The organism is Streptomyces sp. NPDC001770 (assembly GCF_053596135.1).
This window is the reverse complement of record NZ_JBSFFN010000019.1, coordinates 104,249-127,924: the sequence shown is the minus strand read 5'-3', so window position 1 is coordinate 127,924 and position 23,676 is coordinate 104,249. Positions and strand designations below refer to the sequence as shown.

The 23,676-nt window shown below is 72.3% G+C and carries 24 protein-coding genes; 11 read left to right on the top strand and 13 right to left on the bottom strand.

Features of this window, described 5'->3' with window-relative positions:
- The first annotated feature begins 65 nt into the window (after window positions 1-65).
- From ACWCSV_RS18890 to ACWCSV_RS18880, 3 genes are read left to right on the top strand one after another with little or no spacing between them, the layout of a single operon-like run.
- Window positions 66-833 (top strand): SDR family oxidoreductase, encoded by a 768-nt coding sequence (locus ACWCSV_RS18890; RefSeq protein ID WP_451143544.1) that lies wholly within the window; start codon window positions 66-68, stop codon window positions 831-833.
- Window positions 830-2,521 carry an AMP-binding protein gene (locus tag ACWCSV_RS18885; protein ID WP_451143542.1) on the top strand — a complete coding sequence of 564 codons (1,692 nt, stop codon included), beginning with the start codon at window positions 830-832 and terminating at the stop codon, window positions 2,519-2,521. Before ACWCSV_RS18890 ends, ACWCSV_RS18885 begins: the two co-directional genes overlap by 4 nt.
- Window positions 2,522-2,558: 37 nt before the next feature.
- On the top strand, window positions 2,559-3,152 hold the full coding sequence (locus ACWCSV_RS18880; RefSeq protein ID WP_451143540.1) for a TetR/AcrR family transcriptional regulator: 594 nt from the start codon (window positions 2,559-2,561) through the stop codon (window positions 3,150-3,152).
- Window positions 3,153-3,187: 35 nt separating this feature from the next.
- Here ACWCSV_RS18880 and ACWCSV_RS18875 read toward each other — a convergent pair whose 3' ends face one another.
- From ACWCSV_RS18875 to ACWCSV_RS18865, 3 genes are read right to left on the bottom strand one after another with little or no spacing between them, the layout of a single operon-like run.
- The gene (locus ACWCSV_RS18875) at window positions 3,188-4,051 is read right to left on the bottom strand and encodes a carbohydrate ABC transporter permease (protein WP_451143538.1); all 864 of its coding nucleotides are present in this window, start codon (window positions 4,049-4,051) and stop codon (window positions 3,188-3,190) included.
- Window positions 4,048-5,091: a carbohydrate ABC transporter permease gene (locus tag ACWCSV_RS18870; RefSeq protein WP_451143536.1), complete on the bottom strand. Its 1,044-nt coding sequence runs from the start codon at window positions 5,089-5,091 to the stop codon at window positions 4,048-4,050. Before ACWCSV_RS18870 ends, ACWCSV_RS18875 begins: the two co-directional genes overlap by 4 nt.
- Window positions 5,088-6,422, bottom strand: a complete 1,335-nt coding sequence (locus ACWCSV_RS18865) for an ABC transporter substrate-binding protein (protein ID WP_451143534.1) — start codon at window positions 6,420-6,422, stop codon at window positions 5,088-5,090. The genes ACWCSV_RS18870 and ACWCSV_RS18865 overlap by 4 nt, the downstream gene beginning before the upstream one ends.
- Window positions 6,423-6,963: 541 nt before the next feature.
- Here ACWCSV_RS18865 and ACWCSV_RS18860 point away from each other — a divergent pair.
- Complete coding sequence (locus ACWCSV_RS18860) at window positions 6,964-8,298, top strand: M28 family metallopeptidase (RefSeq protein ID WP_451143532.1); 1,335 nt, start codon at window positions 6,964-6,966, stop codon at window positions 8,296-8,298.
- Between the two features lie 81 nt (window positions 8,299-8,379).
- On the opposite strand, the gene ACWCSV_RS18855 is transcribed toward ACWCSV_RS18860, so the two are convergent.
- Complete coding sequence (locus ACWCSV_RS18855; protein WP_451143530.1) at window positions 8,380-9,594, bottom strand: acyl-CoA dehydrogenase family protein; 1,215 nt, start codon at window positions 9,592-9,594, stop codon at window positions 8,380-8,382.
- An 8-nt stretch (window positions 9,595-9,602) separates the two neighbouring features.
- Window positions 9,603-10,625, bottom strand: a complete 1,023-nt coding sequence (locus ACWCSV_RS18850) for a phosphotransferase family protein (RefSeq protein ID WP_451143528.1) — start codon at window positions 10,623-10,625, stop codon at window positions 9,603-9,605.
- A 243-nt stretch (window positions 10,626-10,868) separates the two neighbouring features.
- Here ACWCSV_RS18850 and ACWCSV_RS18845 point away from each other — a divergent pair, with 243 nt between their 5' ends.
- A complete protein-coding gene (locus tag ACWCSV_RS18845; protein WP_451143526.1) occupies window positions 10,869-12,164 on the top strand; it encodes a glucarate dehydratase family protein in 1,296 nt (431 codons plus the stop codon).
- 54 nt (window positions 12,165-12,218) lie between these two features.
- Here the strand turns inward: ACWCSV_RS18845 and ACWCSV_RS18840 are convergent, their stop codons facing one another.
- Window positions 12,219-12,596, bottom strand: a complete 378-nt coding sequence (locus tag ACWCSV_RS18840) for a winged helix-turn-helix transcriptional regulator (RefSeq protein WP_451143524.1) — start codon at window positions 12,594-12,596, stop codon at window positions 12,219-12,221.
- Between ACWCSV_RS18840 and ACWCSV_RS18835 the strand changes: the two genes are divergently transcribed.
- Entirely contained in the window at window positions 12,595-13,338 is a 744-nt protein-coding gene (locus tag ACWCSV_RS18835; RefSeq protein WP_451143522.1) for an NADPH-dependent F420 reductase, read from the top strand. The two genes, ACWCSV_RS18840 and ACWCSV_RS18835, sit on opposite strands and share 2 nt — an antisense overlap.
- Here the strand turns inward: ACWCSV_RS18835 and ACWCSV_RS18830 are convergent.
- On the bottom strand, window positions 13,301-14,608 hold the full coding sequence (locus tag ACWCSV_RS18830; RefSeq protein ID WP_451143520.1) for an MFS transporter: 1,308 nt from the start codon (window positions 14,606-14,608) through the stop codon (window positions 13,301-13,303). The two genes, ACWCSV_RS18835 and ACWCSV_RS18830, sit on opposite strands and share 38 nt — an antisense overlap.
- Before the next feature lie 109 nt (window positions 14,609-14,717).
- Here ACWCSV_RS18830 and ACWCSV_RS18825 point away from each other — a divergent pair, with 109 nt between their 5' ends.
- The 4 genes from ACWCSV_RS18825 (at window position 14,718) to ACWCSV_RS18810 (ending at window position 17,195) form a co-directional block, all read left to right on the top strand.
- Window positions 14,718-15,029, top strand: a complete 312-nt coding sequence (locus ACWCSV_RS18825; RefSeq protein ID WP_451143518.1) for an ArsR/SmtB family transcription factor — start codon at window positions 14,718-14,720, stop codon at window positions 15,027-15,029.
- 69 nt (window positions 15,030-15,098) lie between these two features.
- Window positions 15,099-15,785, top strand: a complete 687-nt coding sequence (locus tag ACWCSV_RS18820) for a helix-turn-helix transcriptional regulator (RefSeq protein ID WP_451143516.1) — start codon at window positions 15,099-15,101, stop codon at window positions 15,783-15,785.
- Window positions 15,786-15,817: 32 nt separating this feature from the next.
- A complete protein-coding gene (locus ACWCSV_RS18815; RefSeq protein WP_451143514.1) occupies window positions 15,818-16,315 on the top strand; it encodes a DUF3291 domain-containing protein in 498 nt (165 codons plus the stop codon).
- Between the two features lie 250 nt (window positions 16,316-16,565).
- The gene (locus ACWCSV_RS18810; protein WP_451143512.1) at window positions 16,566-17,195 is read left to right on the top strand and encodes an alpha-ketoglutarate-dependent dioxygenase AlkB; all 630 of its coding nucleotides are present in this window, start codon (window positions 16,566-16,568) and stop codon (window positions 17,193-17,195) included.
- A 55-nt stretch (window positions 17,196-17,250) separates the two neighbouring features.
- Here the strand turns inward: ACWCSV_RS18810 and ACWCSV_RS18805 are convergent, their stop codons facing one another.
- From ACWCSV_RS18805 to ACWCSV_RS18785, 5 genes are all read right to left on the bottom strand, one after another.
- The gene (locus ACWCSV_RS18805; RefSeq protein ID WP_451143510.1) at window positions 17,251-17,691 is read right to left on the bottom strand and encodes an NUDIX domain-containing protein; all 441 of its coding nucleotides are present in this window, start codon (window positions 17,689-17,691) and stop codon (window positions 17,251-17,253) included.
- A 183-nt stretch (window positions 17,692-17,874) separates the two neighbouring features.
- Complete coding sequence (locus tag ACWCSV_RS18800; protein ID WP_451143508.1) at window positions 17,875-18,210, bottom strand: DUF202 domain-containing protein; 336 nt, start codon at window positions 18,208-18,210, stop codon at window positions 17,875-17,877.
- The gene (locus ACWCSV_RS18795; RefSeq protein ID WP_266702702.1) at window positions 18,207-18,602 is read right to left on the bottom strand and encodes a YidH family protein; all 396 of its coding nucleotides are present in this window, start codon (window positions 18,600-18,602) and stop codon (window positions 18,207-18,209) included. The genes ACWCSV_RS18800 and ACWCSV_RS18795 overlap by 4 nt, the downstream gene beginning before the upstream one ends.
- A gap of 69 nt (window positions 18,603-18,671) precedes the next feature.
- A complete protein-coding gene (locus ACWCSV_RS18790; protein WP_451143506.1) occupies window positions 18,672-19,190 on the bottom strand; it encodes an NUDIX domain-containing protein in 519 nt (172 codons plus the stop codon).
- Between the two features lie 60 nt (window positions 19,191-19,250).
- Window positions 19,251-20,159, bottom strand: coding sequence for a DMT family transporter (locus ACWCSV_RS18785; RefSeq protein WP_451143504.1), 909 nt, complete (start codon window positions 20,157-20,159; stop codon window positions 19,251-19,253).
- Window positions 20,160-20,441: 282 nt separating this feature from the next.
- Here ACWCSV_RS18785 and ACWCSV_RS18780 point away from each other — a divergent pair, with 282 nt between their 5' ends.
- Window positions 20,442-22,097 (top strand): FAD-binding dehydrogenase, encoded by a 1,656-nt coding sequence (locus tag ACWCSV_RS18780; protein ID WP_451143502.1) that lies wholly within the window; start codon window positions 20,442-20,444, stop codon window positions 22,095-22,097.
- A 180-nt stretch (window positions 22,098-22,277) separates the two neighbouring features.
- Here the strand turns inward: ACWCSV_RS18780 and ACWCSV_RS18775 are convergent, their stop codons facing one another.
- A complete protein-coding gene (locus ACWCSV_RS18775; protein WP_451143500.1) occupies window positions 22,278-23,675 on the bottom strand; it encodes a GntT/GntP/DsdX family permease in 1,398 nt (465 codons plus the stop codon).
- Window position 23,676: the final 1 nt, after the last annotated feature.

Sequence of the window (23,676 nt, the reverse complement as noted above, 5' to 3'; positions counted from 1 at the left end):
CCCTTCCCCGATCACATACCGACTGGTTAGTCTGCTGGGGAAGTCGTGCAGAGAGGCAGGACCCGATGAGTACGGTGCAAGGCGCTGGCGTAGTGGTCACGGGAGCCGGAGGCGGCATCGGCGCCGCCCTGGCCCGGAGATTCGCCGCCGAGGGTGCGCGGGTGGTCGTCAACGACCTCGACGCCGCACGGATCGGGCCGCTCGCCGAGGAGATCGGCGGCACGGCGATCGCCGGGGACGCCTCCGGGATCGTGGACGCCGCGCGGGATGCCCTCGACGGCACCGTCGACGTGTTCTGCGCCAACGCCGGACTCGCCTCGCCCGGTGACGTCTTCGCCGACGAGGACGTGTGGGCCGCCGCCTGGGACGTCAACGTGATGGCCCACGTCCGCGCGGCCCGCGCCCTGCTGCCCGAGTGGCTGGAGCGCGGCAGCGGCCGGTTCGTCACCACAGCCTCCGCCGCCGGCCTGCTGACGATGATCGGCGCCGCGCCCTACAGCGTCAGCAAGCACGGGGCCGTCGCCTTCGCCGAATGGCTCGCGCTCACCTACCGCCACCGGGCGATCAAGGTCCACGCGATCTGCCCGCAGGGCGTACGGACCGACATGCTCACCGCCGCCGGATCGGCCGGCGAGCTCGTCCTCGCCCCCACCGCCATCGAGCCGGACGCCGTCGCCGACGCGCTCTTCGACGCGATCGCGAAGGACCGCTTCCTCGTCCTGCCCCACCCCGAGGTGGCCGGCTACTACCGGGCCAGGGCCGAGGACCCGGACCACTGGATCGGCGGCATGAACAAGCTCCAGCGCACCTGGGAGAAGGGGACCCGCGCATGACCACCACCCCGGACACGACCAGCCCGGCCACGGCCCCGTCCCCGTACGCCGCGAAGCCCTGGACCGGGCTGCTCTCCGCGACCCAGCTCACCCCCGTCGAGCCCGCCGAGACGCCGGTGCACGCCTTCCGGGACGCTGTCGCCCGCGCCCCCGGACACACCGCCCTCGCCTACTTCGACGGACGGCTCGACTACCGCGAGACCGACGCGCTCAGCGACTCCGTCGCCGGGCACCTCGCAGCCCGGGGCCTGCGGCGCGGCGACCGCGTCGCGATCATGCTCCAGAACACCCCGCACTTCGTCCTCGCCCTGCTCGGCGCGTGGAAGGCGGGCGCCACCGTCGTACCGCTCAATCCCATGTACAAGGCCGGCGAAGTCGCGCACGTCCTGGAGGACGCCGGAGTGAGCGCGCTCTTCTGCTCGGACCGGGCCTGGGAGTCGTACTTGCGCGACACCGCGGCCGCCGCGCCCGGCGTCACGATCGCCGTCACCGCCTGCGAGCTCGACCTCCAGACCGCGAACGACCCGCGCGTCCTCGGCTTCGAGCGGCTGCCGGTCCCCGGCGACGCCGACGACCTGGTGACCGTCGCCCGCAAGGGGCTCGCCGCCCCCGAGGACCGCGAGCTCACCGCCGCCGACACCGCGCTGATCAGCTACACCTCCGGCACCAGCGGGAAGCCGAAGGGGGCGATGAACTCCCACGGCAACGTCATGGTCAACGCCGAACGCCAGCGCAAGGACCACCCGGTCCCCGAGGGCGCCGCCTACTTCGCCCTCGCCCCGCTCTTCCACATCACCGGCATGGTCTGCCAGCTCGCCGCCTGCCTCGCCAACGCCGGCACCCTCGTGCTCGCCTACCGGTTCGAGGCGAGCGTGGTCCTGGAAGCCTTCGCCACCCACCGCCCCGCCTACACCGTCGGCCCGTCCACCGCTTTCATGGCCCTCGCCGCCCACCCCGACGCCACCCCCGCCCACTTCGAATCCTTCGCGGTGATCTCCTCCGGCGGCGCACCGCTGCCGCCCGCGCTGGTGGAGAAGTTCCGGGCGGGCTTCGGCCCGTACATCCGCAACGGCTACGGCCTCACCGAGTGCACCGCCCCCTGCGCCGCCGTACCCCCGCACCGGGAAGCCCCCGTCGACCCCGTCTCCGGCACCCTGTCGGTCGGGGTACCCGGCCCGGACACCCTCGTCCGCATCCTCGACGAGACCGGCGCGGAGGTGCCGCTCGGCGAGCAGGGCGAGATCGCGGTACGCGGCCCCCAGGTGGTGTCGGGGTACTGGAACCTCCCCGAGGCCACCGCCGCCGCCTTCCCCGACGGCGAACTGCGCACCGGCGACATCGGGTTCATGGACCGCCAGGGCTGGCTCTACGTCGTGGACCGCAAGAAGGACATGATCAACGCCTCCGGGTTCAAGGTCTGGCCCCGCGAGGTGGAGGACGTCCTCTACACCCACCCCGCCGTGCGCGAGGCCGCCGTCGTCGGCGTCCCCGACGCCTACCGCGGCGAGACGGTCCGCGCCTACGTCAGTCTCCGGCCCGGCGCCGAGGTGGCGCCCGGCGAACTGGGCGCGTACTGCAAGGAACGCCTCGCCGCGTACAAGTACCCGCGCCAGGTCGAGATCCTGGCCGAGCTGCCGAAGACGGCGAGTGGGAAGATCCTCAGGCGGGAACTGCGTTCCTCGCACTAGAACAGGTTCACGGTGAGACGAAGGGCAGGTGGCGGCGATGGCCAAGGCGACGGAAGGGAATGGGGTTCCCGTTCCCCAACGGCTGCTGGCCGCCGCCACCCGCCTCTTCGCGGAGCGGGGGTACGACCGCACCTCCGTCCAGGAGATCGTCGAGGCCGCCGGGGTCACCAAGGGGGCCCTCTACCACTACTTCGGCTCCAAGGAGGACCTCCTCCACGAGGTCTACGCCCGGGTGCTCCGCCTCCAGCAGGAGCGCCTCGACGCCTTCGCCAACGCCGACGAACCGGTGCAGAAGCGGCTGCGCGACGCCGCCGCCGACGTGGTCGTGACGACCATCGAGAACCTCGACGACGCCTCGATCTTCTTCCGCTCCATGCACCACCTGAGCCCGGAGAAGAACAAGCAGGTACGCGTCGAACGCCGCCGCTACCACGAGCGCTTCCGCGCCCTGATCGAGGAGGGCCAGCAGGCCGGGGTGTTCTCCCTCGCCAGCCCCGCCGACCTCGTGGTCGACTACCACTTCGGCTCGATCCACCACCTCTCGACCTGGTACCGCCCCGACGGGCCGCTCACCAAGCAGGAAGTCGCCGACCACCTCGCGGACCTGCTGCTGAGGGCGCTGCGGCCGTAAGGCAGCAGGACAGTAAGGCCGTGCGGCCGGGGCGCTCAGCCCTTGAGCCCCCCGGCGAACCCCTTGATGACGTACCGCTGGAGCAGCAGGAACACCACGAGGACCGGCAGCGCGGCCAGCACCAGCCCGGCGAAGACGAGCCCGTAGTCCGACACGTACTGGCCGACGAAGGAGAACACCCCCACCGGCACGGTCTCCCTGGCCGACCCGCCCAGGTAGAGCAGCGGGGTGAAGAAGTCGTTCCAGACGAAGACGGCGTTCAGGATGATCACCGTGCCGGTGATCGGCCGCAGGAGCGGGAAGACGATCCGGGTGAACGCCTGCCGGTGGTCGCACCCGTCGATCAGCGCGGCCTGCGCGTAGTCGGCGGGCAGGGTGCGGATGAAGCCGGTGTAGAGGAAGACGGTGAACGGCAGCTGGATGCCGGTGTAGAAGAGCACCATCCCCTGGTACGTACCGAGCCAGCCGAGACTGTCGACCAGCTTGTACAGCGGGATCATCCCCAGCTGGAACGGCAGCACGATCCCCAGCAGGAAGAGGATGTACAGCCCGTACCCGAGCCCCTGGGCCCGGCGGGCCAGGAAGTACGCGCCCGTCGAGCCCACCACCACGAGCAGCACCAGGCTGAGGGTGGTGATCACCGCGCTGTTGACCAGCGCCGGCCCCAGCGAGGCGGACGACCAGGCGTGGGTGAAGTTGTGCGCGGTGGGCGGGGCGGGCAGGCCCAGCGGGGAGTCGGCGATCTGCCGGGGCTCCTTGAGCGCCAGGGTGACCAGGGCGTACACCGGGAAGAGGAAGAGCACCGCGACGGCGACCATGACCAGCTCCAGGGCGTAACTCCCGTAGCGGGCGCGACGGCGGACGGACCGCGCGGACCTCGCGGGCTTCACGGAGTTCACGCGGTCACCTCCCGGGCGCGCAGAAAGCGGAGCTGGACCAGTGAGACCGCCGCGACGAAGAGCGCGAGGACCAGGGCCACCGCGGTGCTGTAGCCGAACTTCCCGTACACGAACGCCTCCTTGAAGAGGGCCGTCGACAGGGTCTCGCTGGCGGTGCCGGGGCCGCCGTTGGTGGCCGCGTACACCTGGTCGAAGAGCTTCAGGCCGCCGATGGTCGAGAGCATGAGGTTGACGGTCAGTGCCGGGGCGAGCATGGGCCAGGTGACGTAGCGGAACCGCTGCCAGGTCCCGGCGCCGTCGATCTTCGCCGCCTCGTGGAGCTCGGGCGGCACCCCCTGGAGCCCGGCGAGGAAGATGACCATCGAGTACCCGGCGTACTGCCAGACGACCATCGCCGCCACCGACCAGAGCGCCAGCGACGGATCGCCCAGCCAGTCCTGCCGCAGGGCGCCGAGGCCGACGGCCCCCAGCAGGCCGTTGAGCCCGGCGGCGGGCTCGGGGTTGTAGACGTACTTCCACAGGAACGCCACCATCACCGGGCTGACGACCGCCGGGGCGAAGAAGACCACCCGCAGCAGCGACTTGCTCCGGATGTTGGTGTCGACCCCCAGCGCGAGCAGCAGACCCACCACGTTCTGCACCACGACCACGGCGGCGGTCAGCAGCAGCGTGTTCACCACGGAGTCCAGGGTCCGCCGGTCGTCGAGGAGCGCCCGGAAGTTCGCCAGCCCGACGAACGAGGCGTCGCCGATGCCGGACCAGTCGGTGAAGGCGTACGCCACGCCCGCGATGCTCGGGTAGAGCACCACGACCGCGTACACCACCAGTGCGGGGACCACGAACCCCCAGGGCGGGACGGTGAGATCACGGCTCGGGCGCGTGCGCGGGGTCTGCGGCGGCTGGATCCGGACCGTGGGCGGGGTCTTCCTGGGCCCGGCCTTCCCGGGCCGAGCCCCGGGCCCGGCCTTCACGGGCCCGCTCTTCCCGGCTCGGGGCTCCTCGGGCTGGATCTCTTCGGGCTGGGGGAGCGAGCGGCTCATGAGGCCCTCCGGTAGGCGTCGTCCATCTGACCGAGCGCGCCCCGGACGTCCGTCTCACCGGACAGCAGATCCTGTACGGCCGCGAAGTGCGCGGGCTGCACCTCGGCGTTGGGCCACCGCTGGTCCATGAACGGCACGGCGCGCCCCGCGTCCACGATCGGCAGGAAGGGCTCCAGGACCGGGTCGACGGCGGTGGACGCGTCCCGCCGGAAGGGAATGGCGAAGACCGCGGACGCCCAGCGGTCGATGTTCTCCTGCTTCCCGAGGAACGCGATGAAGTCCGCGGCCCGGGGGTCGCGCTTCGCCCGTACGGAGACACCGAGGCCGACCACGATCCCGGCCGGGATCCACAGCCGGGCCGGATCGTCGCCGCCGGGGAAGGGGAACATCGCCAGGTCCTCCGGGCTCCCGGTGGCCTCCCGGAACACCCCGAGCACCGCGGAGACCTGCACGGCCATCGCCGCCTTCCCGGTGGCGACCATCGCGGTCTGCTGCTCGAACGTGGTGCCGTTGGGGTTGTCGTTGAAGAAACCTTTGCGCTGGAGCTCCTGGTACCGGCCCAGGGCATCGGCCCAGCCCGAGTCCCGGAAGGACGCCCGGCCGGCGGCCATGTCGTCGTCGAACCGGGCGTTGTGCGCGTAGACGGCGTTGGGCACCAGCGCGTAACTGATCAGCTGCGTCACCCACGGTGTCTGCGCGCCGAGTGCGATCGGCACGACGCCCCGGGCCCTGAGCCGCGTGCAGACGGCGAGCAGCTCCTTCCAGGTCGACGGCGGCTCGACCCCCGCCCGGGCGAACACCTTCTTGTTGTAGATCGCGCCGATCAGGCAGCTGCCCGCCGAGTAGAGGTACGTGTGCCCCTCGTACCGGTAGGCCGTACCGAAGGCCGACGGGATGTTCGCCGTCCACGGCTGCGTACTGAGATCCGTGAGCAGCCCGGCCCTGGCCAGCTCGACCATGGACATCGCGCTGCCGCTGCCCGGGTAGACCGCGTGCACGGCCGGGGCGTTGCCCCCGGCGAGCTGGGTGCGGACCACGGTCTGCATCTGCTCGGTGGGCGCGAACGAGGTGGTGAAGGTCTCCCCGGGCCGGCTTTCGCGGTAGAGCGCCAGCAGCTCCTCGACCGGCTGCTGCTGGTCGGTGACCCCCACGATCCGCAGCCCGTCGCCGGAGCCGCCCGAGCACCCGGAGAGCACCGGCGGCAGCGCGCCCGCCGCCACGATCCCGCCACCCGCCCGCAGGAAACCCCGGCGGCTGCGCGCGGTGGTGCCCCCGCGGCCCACGGCGCCGGTGCGACCCGTGGTGCGTTCATGGCCCTGACCCGTCGTCATGCGTGCCCTCCTGCCGAGGCGGTACGAGCCGGACGGCCGACCCGCCCTCGGGGCCCTCCTCCGCCGCGCGGGCCGGACCCGGCCCCCGGGCCGTGTGCGCGGACGGACACGACGGCATGGCGTCCGGCGCCTTTCGGGGGCATCCGGCCGAAAACTCTCGCCGTACCTTCGCAGCCGACCGCTCGCGCGCCGGGCAGCGACACGGAGCGGGCTTCCGCACGGGTGAGCCGGCGAGGACGGCCGGGAGCGCGGGGGCCGTCCGCCAGGACCGGTGGACGGACCACGTAAAGCTCTGGCCTGCGGTGTCCGTTGACCGAACAGCCGTGTCCGGTTTCTGCTCTTGACCGTGTACGGCTAACTGGCTGAATATCGGTCACGCACCGGCGCGTCCCGAAACTCCGCGCGCCCGCACCGCACACCGCACGCGCGCCCGCACGCCGCAACGCACCGCGCACCACCAGCTCCAGGTCCGGCCGGGGTACGGCCCCGGCCGGGTACCCCCCGCACCTTCCGTCACCTTTCACGGAAATCGGAGCATGTGATGAGACCGGTCCTGCGCAGAACCCTGCCCTCCGCCGCCGCCCTCGCGGTGGCCTCCCTGCTCGTGACGACGGGGGCCGCGCACTCCGCGGCCCCCGTCCGTGTACCCGCCCCCGCGGCGGTGGCGGCGGTCGCCGCCCCCGACATCCCGCTCGCCAACGTCAAGGCCCACCTGGCCCAGCTCCAGTCGATCGCCACCGCCAACGGCGGCAACCGCGCCCACGGCCGCACCGGCTACAAGGCGTCCGTCGACTACGTGAAGGCGAAGCTCGACGCCGCCGGGTACACCACCACCCTCCAGCAGTTCACGTCCAGCGGCGCCACCGGTTACAACCTGGTCGCCGACTGGCCGGGCGGCGACACCTCCAAGGTCCTGATGGCGGGGGCCCACCTGGACTCGGTGACCGCCGGCGCCGGGATCAACGACAACGGCTCCGGCTCGGCGGCCGTACTGGAGACCGCCCTCGCCGTCTCCCGGGCCGGCTACCAGCCGGACAAGCACCTCCGCTTCGCCTGGTGGGGAGCGGAGGAGCTGGGAATGGTCGGGTCGAAGTACTACGTCAACAACCTGGCGGCCACCGAACGCGCCAAGCTCACCGGCTACCTCAACTTCGACATGATCGGCTCGCCCAACCCCGGTTACTTCGTCTACGACGACGACCCGACGATCGAGCAGACCTTCAAGGACTACTACGCGGGCATCTCCATAGCGACCGAGATCGAGACCGAGGGCGACGGCCGCTCCGACCACGCGCCCTTCAAGACGGCGGGCGTCCCGGTCGGCGGACTCTTCTCCGGCGCCGACTACATCAAGACCGCCGCGCAGGCACAGAAGTGGGGCGGCACCTCGGGGCTGGCCTTCGACCGCTGCTACCACGCCTCCTGCGACAGCTCCGCCAACATCGACGACACCGCGCTCGACCGCAACAGCGACGCCATCGCCTACGCGGTCTGGAAGCTCTCGGCCGCCACGGCCACCCCGCCGGCCGGGACGGTGTTCACCAACGCCACCGACGTGACCGTGCCGGACAACGGCGCCGCCGTCACCTCCTCCCTCACCGTCACCGGGCGCACCGGCAACGCACCCGCCGGCCTCAAGGTGGACGTGGACATCCGGCACACCTGGCGCGGTGACCTCGTGGTGGACCTGGTCGCACCGGACGGCACCGCCTACCGGCTGAAGAGCGCGAGCAGCAGCGACTCGGCGGACAACGTCGTCGCCACCTACACCGTCGACGCGTCCTCCGAAGTAGCCAACGGCGTGTGGAAGCTGAAGGTGCAGGACACGGCGTCCTCCGACACCGGGTACATCAACAGCTGGTCGCTGACCTTCTGACGTCCCGTGCGCCCGGACGGCCGGTGCGCGGGGGCTCGTACGCCCCGCGCACCGGCCGACCGGCTTTCGCGGTGTCCGTCGTCAGAGGTACTTCTTGATCTCCCGCCGCGCCAGCGACCGCTGGTGCACCTCGTCCGGCCCGTCCGCCAGGCGCAAGGTCCGTGCGGACGCCCAGAGTTCGGCGAGCGGGAAGTCCTGGCTCACGCCCCCGGCACCGTGCAGCTGGACCGCGTCGTCGAGGATGCCGAGCACCGCGCGCGGCGTGGCGATCTTGATGGCCTGGATCTCGGTGTGCGCTCCCCGGTTGCCCACGGTGTCCATCAGCCACGCCGTCTTCAGCACCAGCAGCCGCAGTTGCTCGACGGTCACCCGGGCGTCCGCGATCCAGTTCTGCACCACGCCCTGCTGGGCGAGCGGCTTGCCGAAGGCCGTACGGGAGACCGCGCGGCGGCACATCAGCTCGATCGCGCGTTCCGCCATCCCGATCAGCCGCATGCAGTGGTGGATGCGCCCCGGGCCCAGCCGCGCCTGGGCGATCCCGAAACCGCCGCCCTCCTCGCCGATCAGGTTGGCCGCCGGCACGCGGACGTCGGTGAAGACGAGTTCGGCGTGCCCGCCGTGCCAGTGGTCCTCGTACCCGTACACCCGCATGGCGCGGCGGACTTCGAGACCGGGGGTGTCGCGCGGGACCAGGATCATCGACTGCTGGCGGCGGATGTCCTCGCCGTCCGGGTCGGTCTTGCCCATCACGATGAAGATCGCGCAGTCCGGGTTCATCGCCCCGGAGATGTACCATTTGCGGCCGTTGATGACGTAGTCGTCGCCGTCCCGCGTGATCCGGGTCTCGATGTTGGTCGCGTCGGACGACGCCACCTCGGGCTCCGTCATGGCGAACCCCGAACGGATCTCGCCCGCCAGCAGCGGCTCCAGCCACTGCTTCTTCTGGGCGTCCGTACCGAACTGGTGGAGCACCTCCATGTTCCCGGTGTCCGGCGCCGCACAGTTCAGCGCGGTCGGCGCCAACTGCGGCGAACGCCCGCTGATTTCGGCGAGGGGCGCGTACTGGAGGTTGGTCAGCCCCGCGCCGTGCTCGGCGTCCGGCAGGAAGAGGTTCCACAGGCCCTGGCGGCGCGCCTCGGCCTTCAGCTCCGCCACCACCGGCGGGGTCTCCCAGGGCGAGGCGAGCCGCGCCCGCTGCTCCTCGGCGGTCCTCTCCGCCGGGTGGACGTGCTCGTCCATGAAGGTGAGCAGCCTGGCGCGCAGCTCCTCGGTACGGGCGTCGAATGCGAAGTCCATGCGGGTGATCAGCCTTCCTGGAAGGTGGTGAGGCCGTGCTCGATGAAGAGGGGGACGAGTTCGCCGATGCGGTCGAAGCCCGCGCCGACCGTCTGGCCCAGCGTGTAGCGGTAGTGGATGCCCTCCAGGATCACGGCGAGCTTGAACCAGGCGAACGCGGTGTACCAGGGGAGGGCGGAGGTGTCGCGGCCCGAGCGTGCGGCGTAGCGCTCGATCAGCTCGGCGGGGGACGGGTGGCCCGGTGCGCCGCTCGTCGTGGAGACGGGGGACTCGGGAAGTCCCAGGTCGGAGCTGTACATCACCAGCAGGCCGAGGTCGGTGAGCGGGTCGCCGAGGGTGGACATCTCCCAGTCGAGTACCGCCTTGACGGAGTCGTCGGCGCCGATCAGCACGTTGTCCAGGCGGTAGTCGCCGTGCACGACGGCCGGGGCGGGCGAGTCGGGCAGCGCGCGGCCGAGGCCGGCGTGGAGTTCGTCGATGCCGGGCAGCTCGCGGTTGCGTGAGGCGTCCAACTGCTTACCCCAGCGCCGCAGTTGCCGGTCGAGGAAGCCCTCGGGGTGTCCGAAGTCGCCGAGCCCGACCGCCGCCGGGTCCACGGCGTGCAGGTCGACCAGGGTGTCCACCAGTCCCAGCACCACCCGCCGGGTCCGCTCGGGGCCGAGCGGGGCGAGCTGCTCGGCGGTACGGAAGGGGGTGCCCTCCACGTACTCCATGACGTAGAACGGCGCCCCGATGACGGAGTCGTCCTCGCAGAGCAGCACTGCCTCGGGCACCGGTACGGCGGTCGGGTGCAGGGCGTCGATCACCCGGTGCTCGCGCTTCATGTCGTGCGCGGTGGCGAGGACGTGGCCCAGCGGAGGTCTGCGGACCACCCAGGTGCGGACGGAGTCGGTGACGGTGTACGTCAGGTTCGACCGGCCGCCCTCGATGAGCCGGGCTTCGAGCGGTCCGCTCACCAGCCCCGGCCGCTCGCGGTCGAGATGGCCGCGCAGCAGGGCGGGGTCGAGTCCTGGCGGGGGGACTGAGCTCATGACGCGCACCTCCGGGGGTGGTGGACCGAACGTGCCCATGATGCCGACCAGTCGGTATGTCGTCCAGTGAGTGGCCCGAATCCGCAGCCGCGAGGTGCAGCCGAACCCGCGGGGGCGGCGTCCATCCCGGCGCACCCTGCCGTCCAGTCCGGCGTCCGACCTGGCGCCCGACCCGGCGCCCCACCTGATCCCGCCCCGGTGTCCACCCTGGCGTCCGAACGCATCCCTGAATAGAGTTCACGTATGGATACAGCGCTGTTGATCGAGGATGTCCGGCTCACCCCGATTCTCATAGCCGACCCGCCCCTGCTCAACACCCAGGGTGTGCATCAGCCCTACACTCCGCGACTCATCGTGGAAGTGGTCACACGAGGTGGCGTGACCGGTGTCGGGGAGACCTACGGCGACTCCGTCTACCTCGATCTCGCCCGCCCGCTCGCCCAGGCACTCCCGGGCCGTTCGGTCAGCGATCTGAACGGCCTCTTCGCCCTCGCGGAGGAGGTGTGCGGCGACTCCCGCGCGGCCGGGGGCGAGGACGGCGTGGACGCGGGTGGCCTGCGGGGTGTCCGTACGGCCGACAAGCTCCGGCTCTCCGTCGTCTCCGGCTTCGAGGTCGCCTGCCTGGACGCGCTCGGCAAGGCGCTCGGCCTGCCCGTGCACGCCCTGCTCGGCGGCAAGGTCCGCGACGCGGTCGACTACAGCGCGTACCTCTTCTACCGCTGGGCCGCCCACCCCGAGGGCGGCGAGGCGGACGACTGGGGCGCCGCCGTCGACCCGGCCGGGGTCGTCGCCCAGGCCGAGCGGTTCGCCCGGGAGTACGGGTTCGGCTCGTTCAAGCTCAAGGGCGGTGTCTTCCCGCCCGACGAGGAGATCGCCGCGGTCCGCGCGCTCGCCGAGGCGTTCCCCGGCCGTCCGCTGCGACTCGACCCCAACGGTGCCTGGTCGGTGGAGACCTCACTCCGCGTCGCCCGCGAACTGGGCGGCGTGCTGGAATACTTGGAGGACCCGGCGAGCGGAACCCCGGCGATGGCGGAGGTGTCGGCGGGCACGGACGTCCCGCTAGCCACCAACATGTGCGTCACCACGCTCGCCGAACTGCCCGAGGCCTTCGCGAAGGACGCGGTGCAGGTGGTCCTCTCCGATCACCACTACTGGGGCGGGCTGCACCGCACCCGTGAACTGGCAGGCATCTGCCGTACGTTCGGGGTGGGCCTCTCCATGCACTCCAACACCCACCTCGGCATCAGCCTCGCCGCGATGACCCATGTCGCCGCCACCGTGCCCAATCTCGACTACGCCTGCGACAGCCACTACCCCTGGCAGGCCGAGGACGTCATCACCACCCGCCACGTGTTCAAGGACGGGCGGCTGACCGTCTCCGACGTTCCCGGCCTCGGCGTCGAACTCGACCGGGACCGGCTGGCCGCCCTCCACCGGCGCTGGCTCGACGACGACGGCACCATGCGCGACCGCGACGACGCGGCGGCGATGCGCAAGGCCGACCCCGGGTGGGTGACCCCGGCGATCCCGCGCTGGTGACACCGCCGGCGGGGCGGCCGATCCCGATCCCGGTCACGGATCGCGGATCGCGGCTCAGCCGTCCCAGCCCTGCGCCGCCGCGAACGCGTCCCCGTGCTCGGCCGACCAGCGGCCCAGCGCCGCGATCGGCTCCAGCAGCGTCCGGCCGAGCGGGGTCAGCGCGTACTCGACGCGGCGCGGCGCCCCGGCGTGGACCGTACGCTCCACCAGTGCGTACTCCGTGAGCCTGCGCAGGGTCTCGTTGAGCACCTTGGAGCTGATCGAGCCGATCACCGTGCGCAGAGCGCGCGGGCGCAGCGGTCCCGCTCCCAGCGCCTGGATCACCACGGCGTTCCAGGTGTTCGCCAGCAGGTCGAACCCGAGTCTCGCCCGGCAGTCGGCCAGCACCCGTTCCACAACGCCCCCTGTTCGTCTGCCACTTGGGCACCACATGGTAGGCGTCACATCTCCTGACGTCGCAGGAGCCGCTCCCGCACCGGAGAGCGGCGGCGACGGATGGGGGAAGACGGATGCGCATCGGCGTGCTCGGTACGGGAAACATGGCGGACGCACTCGGTACGCGCTGGGCCGCCGCCGGGCACGAGGTGGTCTTCGGCGGGCGGTCGCCGGAGCGGTCGCGCGCCCTCGCCGACCGGGCCGGCCCGGCACGCTCGGTGAGGCGGCTCTCTCCGGGGATGCGGCCCTGCTCGCCCTGCCCCACGAAGCCCTGGCGGACGTACTCGCCGAACTCGGCTCCGGCGCAGGCGCACTGTGTGGCCGGACGCTGATCGACTGCACCAACGCGATCGGCCCCGGTCTGCTGCTCACCACCGGTACCGGCCCGGGTGCGGTCCGTACCCTCGCCCGTACCACCGGGGCCGCGGTGGTCAAGGCGTTCAACCGCCTCCCCGACTCCGTGTGGCGGCTCGGCCCGCTCGCCGCCGCCACGCCCGAGGGCCCGCTCGCCGTTCCGCTCTGCGGCGACGACGAGGCCGCACTGGAGACCGTACGCACCCTGGTGCGCGATCTCGGACACGTACCGCTCACGGTCGGCGGCCTGGAGCGGGCGGATCAGCCGGAGGCGGCGAGCGCGCTCCTGATCGGGCTGTGGAAGTCCGGCCACGACCCCCGCACCCTGCTGCCGCCCTTCGAGGTCGTCACGGCCGGGGACCGATCAGGGAGCCGGGAGCGGTGACGGACGCCGTCACCACCGCGCGGACGGCCGGGGCCTGCCTGGTGCGCCGCAGGGCGCCGACGCCGAACGGAATCGACAGCAGGGCCAGTACGCCGACCGCGCCGACGTACGCGGTCGCGGTGTCGCGCAGCCCCAGCGAGGGGATCGCGAGGCCGGCGGCGACGGCCGGGACGCTGTTGGCCAGGTAGCACATGACGTAGACCGCGGCGAACAGCTGGGCCCGCCGCTCATGGGCGGAGGTCTGCGCCAGCATGCGGAAACCGCCGAAGAAGGCAGTGCCGAAGCCGAATCCGGCGACCGCGGTGGCGGCCAGCAGCAGCGGCATCGACGGGAGGAGGAGGGCCGGCAGGGTCAGCAGGGTTCCGGCGGCCAGGGCCACGGAGCCGGAGAGCATCATCGGCAGCGGGGCCATGTCGCGGAGCACGAGGCAGGCGATCCCGGCGGTACCGGGCAGGAGGGCCACCACGAGTCCCGCGACGACGTGGTTGCCGGTGTGCAGGATGTCCGCCGTCAGCGACGATCCCAGCGAGAGGTACAGGCCGCCGATCGCCCAGCTGGCGATGAACGGGGGCGCGGCGATCAGGAACGCCTTGCGGTCCGCGTGCGGTACGGACACCCGCGGCCGGAGCGAGGCGAGCGTGCCGGGGCGCAGCGGAGAGGTCTCGGGCACCAGCGGTACGGCGGCCGCCAGCGCCAGGGAGGCGGCCGCGAGCAGGGCGAAGACGACCACGTGCGGGGAGGGCGCGTACTGGGTGAGTACGCCACCGGCCAGCGCGCCCGCCGCCATGCCGCCCGTGGTGCCGACGCTGTTCAGCAGTGCGCCGAGCCGGGAGCCCGGGTGCTGCAGATCGATCAGCCCGGCGCTGATGGCACCGGCGGCGGCACCGGTGGCCAGCCCCTGGAGCGCCCGGCCGACGATCAGCTGGCCCACCCCGTCGGCGGTCAGCATCACCACCATCGCCGCGGCCTCGCCGACGAGTGCGGCGACCAGCACCGGACGACGGCCCAGATGGTCCGAGAGGGCGCCGGCCACCAGCAGGGCCGCCAGGACGGCCAGGGCGTAGACGGCGAAGACGACGGTCACGGCAGTGGCCGACAGGCCCCAGTCGCGGGCGTACTCGGAGTAGAGCGGAGAGGGCGCGCTGCTCGCGGCCATCAGTGTGAACTGGACCGTGCCCAGCAGCCAGAAACCCGCCGCGCGGGAGAGGCGGGGGCCGCGGACGGCCGGTATCGGCGTGGGGCGGGATGCGGGGGGAGGAGCGGGAGGCATGAAGGCTCCAGAAGGGGGGTTCCAATTTTCTCGAACAGTCGGAGGGTAGCCCACCGCGTCCCATGGTTCCAATTTTCTCGAACTGAGACGGTTCCAGTATCGTCGAACCATGAGTGGATCGACCCGGGACCTCGCGCACCCGGAAGCCGCGGCGCTGGAACTGACCGGTGTGCTCTTCGCGCTGAGCGATCCGGCTCGGCTGGAGATCGTGCGGCGCCTCGCCGTCGCCGGCTCCCTGGAGGTCGCGGAGTGCCAGCCGGACTCCGGCCCCATTCCGAAGTCGACGCTCTCCCACCACCTGAAGACCCTGCGTGAGGCCGGTCTCGTCCGCAACGTCCCCCAGGGGCGTCAGCGCTCGCTCACCCTGCGCCGTGACGACCTCGACGCGCGCTTCCCGGGGCTGCTGGACGCCGTCCTGTAGGCGGGTCCCGCGTGCGGAGCGCCCTCCGTCGCTTCTATCTCCAACCCGCGTTGTTCCTAGAATGGCCGGGTGGAGGACATCGACGCGATCGCAATGCTGCAGGACCCGGTACGCCGCCGCCTGTACGAGTACGTGGCGGCCCAGGGGCGCGAGGTCGGCCGCAACGAGGCCGCCGAGGCGGTCGGGGTGACGCGCACCCTGGCCGCGCACCATCTCGACAAGCTGACCGAGGCCGGCCTGCTGGAGAGCGGCAGCCGGCGGCTGTCCGGCCGCTCGGGGCCGGGGGCCGGGCGGCCCGCCAAGGTGTACGCGCGGGTGCGGGCCGAGTTCGCGGTCTCGCTCCCCGCCCGTGACTACCGCATCGCCGCCGAACTCCTCGCCGAGGCGGCCGAGGAGGCCGGGCTCGATGCCGGACTCGGTGCGGCCGCGCGCCGCCGGGGCGAGGCGCTGCGCGGTGGGGCGGCGCCCTGCGGTGACCTCGAAGAGGCCGCGCGGCTGCTGGCCGCACGCGGCTACGAACCTCATCTGGAGGGTGAGGGTGCCCAGGGGGGCCCGGAAGCGGCGACCCCCGTGGTCCGCATGCGCAACTGCCCCTTCCACGCGGTCGCCGAACGCTTCCCGCCGCTCGTCTGCGGCATGAACCTCGCTCTGCTGGAAGGACTGCTCGGGGCGGACGGCCCCGTCCGCGCCCGCATGGACCCCAGGCCGGGGGAGTGCTGCGTGGTCGTCGAAAATTCTAAAACCAATGTCGATTGACATAGAAAAGCGGGCCGTGCTGGGATGAGGCCATGACCGCACCCCCGCGCGCCGCCCACCTGGCCCAGCTCAACGTCGCCACGCTCCTCCACCCCCTCGACGACCCGCGCATCGCGCCGTTCGTCGAAGCCCTCGATCCGGTCAACGCCACGGCGGACGGCGCGCCCGGCTTCGTGTGGCGGCTCGTGGCCGACGGAACGGCCGACGCCACGGCCCTGCGCCCGGCCGGCGAGAACGTCATCGTCAACATGTCGGTGTGGGAGACCCCGGAAGCCCTCTGGGACTTCACCTACCGCAGCGGTCACCTGGAAGTGGTGCGGCGGCGCCGCGACTGGTTCGACCGGCACGTCGAGGCGCACCTGGTGCTCTGGTGGATCCCCGCCGGGCACGTCCCGACCGTCGGCGAGGCGCTGGAGCGGCTGGCCGACCTGCGCACCAACGGCCCGTCCCCGCGCGCCTTCACCTTCACCTCCTCGTACTCCGCGGCGGAGGCCGCCGAGGCGCCCGCGGGTGAGCTGCTCCCCGAGTGAGGAGGCGGGCGGCGGGGTGGCCGCACTCGGGTCCGCCGCGGACGGAGCCGGCGGGGCGGCCGGACACCCGCGTCGCGTACCCCCTGGCGGTCGTACCGGGCGTCCGCCTCGTGTACGCCCGGGCGGTCGTGCGGGCCTGGGGGCGCGGGCGCCGCCGAGCCCGACCGGACCCTGTCTCGTGAGGCGGCAGGGGTCCCCGAGGGGCGGGCCCCGTCCATATTCGAACAGATGAACTAGACTCGTCGGTCCCATGTCCTCATTTCTCCAGCCATCGCTCTTCGGTCAGTCCGACGGCCCCGCTCTCGCACCCCTGACCGGCCTGCGTCGCACCGAGCTCGGCCACGGAGCCTGGATCGACCTGCTGCCGGGCTGGCTGACCGGCGCCGACGCACTCTTCGCGAGCCTCGTGACCGAAGTCCCCTGGCGCGCCGAACAGCGCCGGATGTACGACCGCACCGTCGACGTCCCGCGCCTGCTGTCCTTCTACCGCGCGGATGATGCCCTGCCCCACCCCGTCCTCGCCGAAGCCCGCGACGCCCTGTCGGCGCACTACGCCGAGGAACTCGGGGAGCCCTTCGCGACGGCGGGACTCTGTCACTACCGTGACGGCCGGGACAGCGTCGCCTGGCACGGCGACCGGATCGGCCGGGGCTCGCACGAGGACACCATGGTCGCCATCCTCTCCGTGGGCGCCCCGCGCGACCTGCTGCTGCGCCCCCGCGGCCACGCGGGCGGGACGCTGCGCCGCCCGCTGGGGCACGGGGACCTGATCGTCATGGGAGGGTCCTGCCAGCGGACCTGGGAGCACGCGGTGCCGAAGACGGCCCGCGCCTGCGGCCCGAGGGTCAGCATCCAGTACCGTCCGCGCGGGGTGCGCTGACCCGGCGCGGACGTGCACGGGGTTCCGCCGGCCCGTACTCCAGCAGGCCTGTGGTTCAGCCGGCCCGTGCGGAGTGGTGCGCCTTGATGGCCCGGTGGGCCCACGGGCACATGGTCAGATGTTCCATCGTGGCCAGATCGAACCAGTGGAACATGATGCCCTCGCTCACCGGGAGGGCGTGCGCGTCACCGTCCCAGTGGGCGCTGTAGACGTGGATGTGCCCCTCGGTCACGTACGGGCCTTCGTCGCGCACGGCGGTGAAGGCCGTGACGCCGGGCAGCACGAGGCCGGTCTCCTCCTGGATCTCCCGCCGGATGGCGTCGTCCGGCGTTTCCGCCCCCTCGGCGCCGCCGCCCACCAGGGACCAGGTGCCGCTGTCGCAGATCGGCTTGTTGGCGTCGCGCAGATGCAGGAGGTACTCGCCGCGGCCGTTGGTGATGATCACGGCGGTGCTGGACCTCTCGGAAGCGTCCGGTACGGGCAGCTCAACCACCATCCTCGGGTCGTCCGGCCGCGGTGCAGCGGCCGACGGGGTCCCGGCCGATGCGCCGGTATCCCGTCCGGCATGCCCGTACCGGGCACGGGGAAACGCCCTTCGGCCCGGGTCCCCGGGCGTACGGGGGTGTGGGCGGCGCACGACGGAATGGCGCACGCCGCGCGGACCACCGGCGCGCGCCGCTCAGAACACCATCGCCGCCGCGAAGACCGCCAGGGCCACCGTGCACGCGGCGGCCACCAGGGCCGCCCGCGGAGCAAGCGGCACCGGCTGCGCCGTACCGGTCTCCCGTACCCGCCGGTGGGCCACCCGCAGGAAGCCGAGCCAGGCCGCCGCGCTCAGGGCCAGCGCGATCGTCGCGGCGAGGGTCGCGCCGCCGTGCAGGGCCTGCTTGCCCGCGAGTACCGCCGCCACGGTCGCCGACAGCGTGGTGCGCCGCCAGGCCAGGCGGGTGCGCTCGGGCTGGAGGCCCGGGTCCCGGGCGGGCCCGGAAGCGGGCCCGGGTACGGGTCCGGTCACCGGCCCTCCCAGCCGAAGAGGACGACCACCACCATCGCCACGGCCACCACCGCGACCACCAGGCTCAGCAGGGTCGGGAACCGGGAGACGGGCAGGTCTTCGCCCCGGCGCATGGCCCGTTCGCAGCGGACCCAGTGGTTCACGGCCCGCAGGGCGCAGAGCACTCCGGCGGCGAGGAGTCCGAACGCCAGGCCCGCGCGCACTCCCCGGGCGAGACCCGGAAGGAACTGGTCGACGGCGAAGCCGCCGCCGATCAGCGCCAGGGCCGTACGGATCCAGGCGAGGAACGTCCGCTCGTTGGCGAGGGAGAAGCGGTAGTCCGGGGTGTCGCCCTCGTCGCGGATTCGCTGCGGCGCGAACCACAACCGCAGGCTCTGTACGAATTCCTTCACGTGGGAACCCTATCCGCCCCTTTGTGGGCGGTTCTGATCACATCGAGCCGGGGTGATCAGAACCCGGAGTCAGCCCGCCTCCTCGCCCCGGACCGCCCGCAGCCGGTGGTACGCCTCCAGCCCGTCGGGCGTCCACGCCCACTCGGGGATGCGCTCCGCCAGCTCCCCGTCCGCGAGGAAGCCGTGCCAGTCGATCTCCTCCTTCTGCGGATCGACCGGCAGCTCGCACCGCACCTGGTAGACGCGTGACCACCAGGAGTGCCCGTCCTTCTCGTACAGGAACGAGAACAGCGGCTCGGGCTGCGGCAGCCCCAGGACGCCGAGCTCCTCCTCCGCCTCCCGCAGCGCCGCCTCGTCGTACGACTCGCCCGCCCCGACCACGCCACCGACGAACATGTCGTAGTGCGAGGGGAAGACCATCTTGGTGGCCGTCCTGCGGTGCACGAACACCCGCCCCTCGGCGTCCCGCGCCTCGATGAACACGCACCGGTGGCGCAGCCCGCGCGCGGTCGCCTCACCGCGCGTCGCCCGCCCCACCACCTCGTCGTTCTCGTCGACGATGTCCAGGATCTCGTCAGCAGGATTCATGCCGCCCATCCAACAGCACGCCGAGGCCGTCGAGCCGTGACCGGAGCCGGGCCGATCCCGTCAGATCCCGCCCCCGTCCGTGGGCAGCAGGTCCCGGGCGGGATGGGCGCCGCCCTTGCCGCCCGGCAGCGCCGGATGCAGCCCCAGCAGCACGATCCCGGCGACGATCGCCGCCAGCCCGGCCGCCTGGCCCGCCAGCGCCGCCGGGTCCATCCTCACCTGGTCGCCGAGGAACCCGATGCCACAGGCGATCCCCGCCAGCGGCTGCGCTGCGGTCAGCGCGGGCAGCGACATCCGCAGCGGCGCCATCTCGAACGCGCTCTGCACCAGGATCAGCCCGGTCACGCCGATCACCAGCACGACGTACGGCTGCCAGCTGCCCACCAGTGCGGGCCAGCCGCCGTCGGTCAGCAACTGGCCGCTCTCCCGGGTGAGGGCGTCCTGGAGTCCGTACAGCAGCCCCGCGGCCAGGGCCAGCAACGAAGGCGCCACCGCGGGGCGGGCGTGCCGGGCGGAGGCCGCGAGGACCAGCGCGAGTCCCACCACCACGCCGATGATCAGCCAGTGCCGCAGCGGGTCGGTCTCCGCCCGGCCGCCGGTCGGCTGACCCGCCAGCAGGAACGCGGCGACCCCGCAGGAGAGCAGCACGAGCCCGCTCCACCCCTGGCGGCCGAGCCGCTGTCCGGTGAGGCCGCGCGACAGCCCCAGCGCGAAGAGCAGGTTGGTGGCCAGCAGCGGCTCCACCACCGACAGCTCGCCCTGGCCGAGAGCCAGTGCCCCGAGCACCATCCCGCAGACCATGAACCCGATGCCGGCCAGCCAGCTCCGCACCTTCATCAGGTCGAGCAGCAGCCGGGGGGAGAGGAAATCGCTCATCGGGGCGCGGCGGGCGGCGTCCTGCTGCAGGACGAAGCCGAAACCCAGGCACGCCGCCGCGCCCACGGAGAGGAGGACGACCAGCAAGGACACAGGTTTCTTCCTCGGATCGGGCGGGCGGAAACGGTGTGTTCCGAACGATATGCCCCTTGGCGTAGGGGAGCGGTGAGATTGGTCCGACCGGCCTGTTGACTCCGGTGTCGAGGGGTGCCGAAGATCTGACGCACGAGTAACTTCCGCGCTCTGCGACCTCCGGGCCTCTCCACGAACCGGCCTGCGGGACACCGGCCGGCGCTCCCGCGCACGTCCGCCGCCCCGCGCCCCGGTGCCGCGCCCCGGCCGGATTCCGCACCGCCTCGCCCGAAGGATGGAACCATGGCGTACGACGCCGACGTGATCGTGATCGGAGCCGGCCTCGCGGGGCTGGCCGCCACGGCGGAGCTGGCCGACGCGGGGCGCTCCGTGATCCTGCTCGACCAGGAACCCGAGCAGTCGCTGGGGGGCCAGGCGCACTGGTCCTTCGGCGGCCTCTTCCTCGTCGACTCGCCGGAGCAGCGCCGGTTCCGGATCAAGGACAGCCGGGAGCTGGCCCTCCAGGACTGGTTCGGCACGGCCGGCTTCGACCGGAAGGAGGACCACTGGCCGAAGAAGTGGGCCGAGGCGTACGTCGACTTCGCCGCCGGTGAGAAGCGCTCCTGGCTGCGCGCGCAGGGGCTGCGGCTCTTCCCGGTGGTCGGCTGGGCCGAGCGCGGCGGTTACGACGCCACCGGCCACGGCAACTCCGTCCCCCGCTTCCACATCACCTGGGGCACCGGCCCCGGGGTCGTCGCCCCCTTCGAACGGCGGGTGCGCGAGGGCGTCGCCAAGGGGCTCGTGCAGTTCCGCTTCCGGCACCGGGTGACGGGACTCGGCCGCACCGGGGGAGCCGTCGACACGGTGACCGGCGAGATCCTGGAGCCCAGCGCGGCCGAGCGCGGCACCGCCAGCAGCCGGACCACGACCGGCGCCTTCGAGCTGCGGGCCCAGGCGGTGATCGTCACCTCCGGCGGCATCGGCGGCAACCACGACCTGGTGCGGGCCCAGTGGCCGGAGCGGCTCGGCACCCCGCCCGCGAAGATGCTCTCCGGAGTTCCCGCCCACGTCGACGGACTGATGCTCGGCGTCGCCGAGGAGGCCGGGGCCCACCACATCAACCGCGACCGGATGTGGCACTACACCGAGGGCATCGAGAACTGGAATCCGATCTGGGACAAGCACGCCATCCGCATCCTGCCCGGCCCGTCCTCCCTCTGGTTCGACGCCCGGGGCAAGCGACTGCCGGTCCCGCTCTTCCCCGGCTTCGACACGCTCGGGACCCTCGAACACATCATGAAGTCCGGGTACGACTACACCTGGTTCGTCCTGGACCAGCGGATCATCGGCAAGGAGTTCGCGCTCTCCGGCTCCGAGCAGAACCCGGACCTCACCGGCAAGTCGGTCCGCGACGTCATCGGCCGCGCCCGCGCCGAGGTCCCCGGGCCGGTCAAGGCGTTCATGGACCACGGCGTGGACTTCGTGGTGGAGAACGACCTCGGCGCGCTCGTGAGGGGCATGAACGCCCTGACCGGCGACGGGCTCATCGACGAGGACGAGCTGCGCCGCGAGATCACCGCACGCGACCGCGAGATCGCCAACCCGTTCACCAAGGACCTCCAGATCACGGCGATCCACGGGGCGCGTTCGTACCTCGGGGACAAACTGATCCGCACGGCGAAGCCGCACCGCATCCTCGACCCGAAGGCCGGGCCGCTGATCGCCGTCCGGCTGAACATCCTCACCCGCAAGTCGCTCGGCGGCCTGGAGACGGACCTCTCCTCCCGGGTGCTGACGGCGGACGGCTCCCCGCTGCCCGGGGTGTACGCGGCGGGTGAGGCGGCCGGGTTCGGCGGCGGCGGGGTGCACGGCTACCGCTCGCTGGAGGGCACCTTCCTCGGCGGCTGCATCTTCTCCGGCCGCACGGCGGGCCGGGCGGCCGCGGCGGCCCTCGGCTGACGGGCTCCGGCCGGGAGCGACGGCCGCACCGGGCACGAAGACGCCCGACCGGTCCGGGAAGCATGTATGGGCATGCGTACCGGACCGGTCGGGCGCCTGTGGTCCCGCCGGGTTCGTCGGCTCCGGGCGGGACCTGCCCGGTGGAGCAGGGGCGGGGCCGTCAGGGACCCGCGTGGGGCCCTACAACACCAGGGAGAGGAGCAGGATGAAGACGAGCGAGCAGACGGAGATGATGCTCTCCATCACCGACCAGGTCTTGACCGTCTGGCCGACGTCCATCCCGAAGTACTCCTTCACCAGCCAGAAACCCGCGTCGTTGACGTGGCTGAAGAAGAGCGAACCCGCCCCGACCGCGAGGACCAGCAGGGCCGCGTGCGCGGTCGACATGTCGGCCGCCAGCGGGGCGACCAGACCGGCCGCCGAGATGGTCGCCACCGTCGCCGAACCGGTCGCGAGCCGGATGCCGACCGCGATCAGCCAGCCGAGCAGCAGCGCGGGGATCGACCAGTCCTCGGAGAACTCCAGGATCATCCGGCCCACGCCGGCGTCGATCAGCGTCTGCTTGAAGCCACCGCCCGCGCCGACGATCAGCAGCACGCCCGCGATCGGGGCGAGCGACTTCTCGACGGTGCCGGCCAGCCGGTCCTTGGTGAACCCGGCGGCCCGGCCCAGCGTGAACATGCCGACGATCACGGCGGCGAGCAGAGCGATCAGCGGGGAGCCGATGACGTCCGTGACCTTCTGGACGCCGTTCCCGGGGTCGTCCACGACGATGTCGACCAGGGCCTTCGCCAGCATCAGCACGACCGGCAGCAGCACGGTGGCCAGCGTCGCGCCGAAGCTCGGGCGGCGCTCCAGATCCTCCGAGGCGCGCTCGGGGACCATGCGCTCGGGCGCCTTGATGTCCACCCAGCGGGCGGCGACGCGGGAGAAGACCGGACCGGCGAGGATCACCGTCGGGATGGCGACCACCACACCGAGGGCCAGCGTGACCCCGAGGTTGGCGTCGAGCGCGTCGATCGCGACGAGCGGACCGGGGTGCGGGGGAATCAGCCCGTGCATCACGGAGAGACCCGCGAGCGCCGGGATGCCGATCCGCATCAGGGAGTAGTTGCCGCGCTTGGCGACGAGCAGCACCACCGGGATCAGCAGGACGATGCCGACCTCGAAGAAGAGGGGCAGCCCGATGATGGAGGCGATCAGCACCATCGCCCAGGGCATCGCCCGGCCGCTCGCCTTCGCGAGGATGGTGTCCACGATCTGGTCGGCGCCGCCGGAGTCGGCCAGCAGCTTGCCGAGTATCGCGCCCAGCGCGATGAGGACGCCGACGCCCGCGACGGTGGAGCCGAGCCCCGCCGTGAAGCTGGCGATTGTCTTCTCCAGCGGAGCCCCGGCGAAGGAGCCGAGCGCCAGCGAGCCGATGGTGAGCGCCAGGAAGGCGTGCAGCTTGAACTTGGTGATGAGCAGGACGATGACGGCGATGCCTGCGACGACGGCGATGCCCAACTGCGCGTTGCCCGCGGAGGTGATGGGATCGACGGCGTCCGCTGCCAACGTCTCGACGCTGAGACTTGTCACG

Bases quoted from the DNA above. Each gene is read 5' to 3' on its own strand.
- ACWCSV_RS18870 (WP_451143536.1), bottom strand. From the start codon at position 5,091: ATGAGCCGCTCGCTCCCCCAGCCCGAAGAGATCCAGCCCGAGGAGCCC.
- ACWCSV_RS18850 (WP_451143528.1), bottom strand. From the start codon at position 10,625: ATGAGCTCAGTCCCCCCGCCAGGACTCGACCCCGCCCTGCTGCGCGGC.
- ACWCSV_RS18855 (WP_451143530.1), bottom strand. From the start codon at position 9,594: ATGGACTTCGCATTCGACGCCCGTACCGAGGAGCTGCGCGCCAGGCTG.
- ACWCSV_RS18840 (WP_451143524.1), bottom strand. From the start codon at position 12,596: ATGTGGTGCCCAAGTGGCAGACGAACAGGGGGCGTTGTGGAACGGGTG.
- ACWCSV_RS18885 (WP_451143542.1), top strand. From the start codon at position 830: ATGACCACCACCCCGGACACGACCAGCCCGGCCACGGCCCCGTCCCCG.
- ACWCSV_RS18835 (WP_451143522.1), top strand. From the start codon at position 12,595: ATGGTAGGCGTCACATCTCCTGACGTCGCAGGAGCCGCTCCCGCACCG.
- ACWCSV_RS18830 (WP_451143520.1), bottom strand. From the start codon at position 14,608: ATGCCTCCCGCTCCTCCCCCCGCATCCCGCCCCACGCCGATACCGGCC.
- ACWCSV_RS18825 (WP_451143518.1), top strand. From the start codon at position 14,718: ATGAGTGGATCGACCCGGGACCTCGCGCACCCGGAAGCCGCGGCGCTG.
- ACWCSV_RS18860 (WP_451143532.1), top strand. From the start codon at position 6,964: ATGAGACCGGTCCTGCGCAGAACCCTGCCCTCCGCCGCCGCCCTCGCG.
- ACWCSV_RS18880 (WP_451143540.1), top strand. From the start codon at position 2,559: ATGGCCAAGGCGACGGAAGGGAATGGGGTTCCCGTTCCCCAACGGCTG.
- ACWCSV_RS18815 (WP_451143514.1), top strand. From the start codon at position 15,818: ATGACCGCACCCCCGCGCGCCGCCCACCTGGCCCAGCTCAACGTCGCC.
- ACWCSV_RS18805 (WP_451143510.1), bottom strand. From the start codon at position 17,691: ATGGTGGTTGAGCTGCCCGTACCGGACGCTTCCGAGAGGTCCAGCACC.
- ACWCSV_RS18890 (WP_451143544.1), top strand. From the start codon at position 66: ATGAGTACGGTGCAAGGCGCTGGCGTAGTGGTCACGGGAGCCGGAGGC.
- ACWCSV_RS18845 (WP_451143526.1), top strand. From the start codon at position 10,869: ATGGATACAGCGCTGTTGATCGAGGATGTCCGGCTCACCCCGATTCTC.
- ACWCSV_RS18790 (WP_451143506.1), bottom strand. From the start codon at position 19,190: ATGAATCCTGCTGACGAGATCCTGGACATCGTCGACGAGAACGACGAG.
- ACWCSV_RS18810 (WP_451143512.1), top strand. From the start codon at position 16,566: ATGTCCTCATTTCTCCAGCCATCGCTCTTCGGTCAGTCCGACGGCCCC.
- ACWCSV_RS18780 (WP_451143502.1), top strand. From the start codon at position 20,442: ATGGCGTACGACGCCGACGTGATCGTGATCGGAGCCGGCCTCGCGGGG.
- ACWCSV_RS18865 (WP_451143534.1), bottom strand. From the start codon at position 6,422: ATGACGACGGGTCAGGGCCATGAACGCACCACGGGTCGCACCGGCGCC.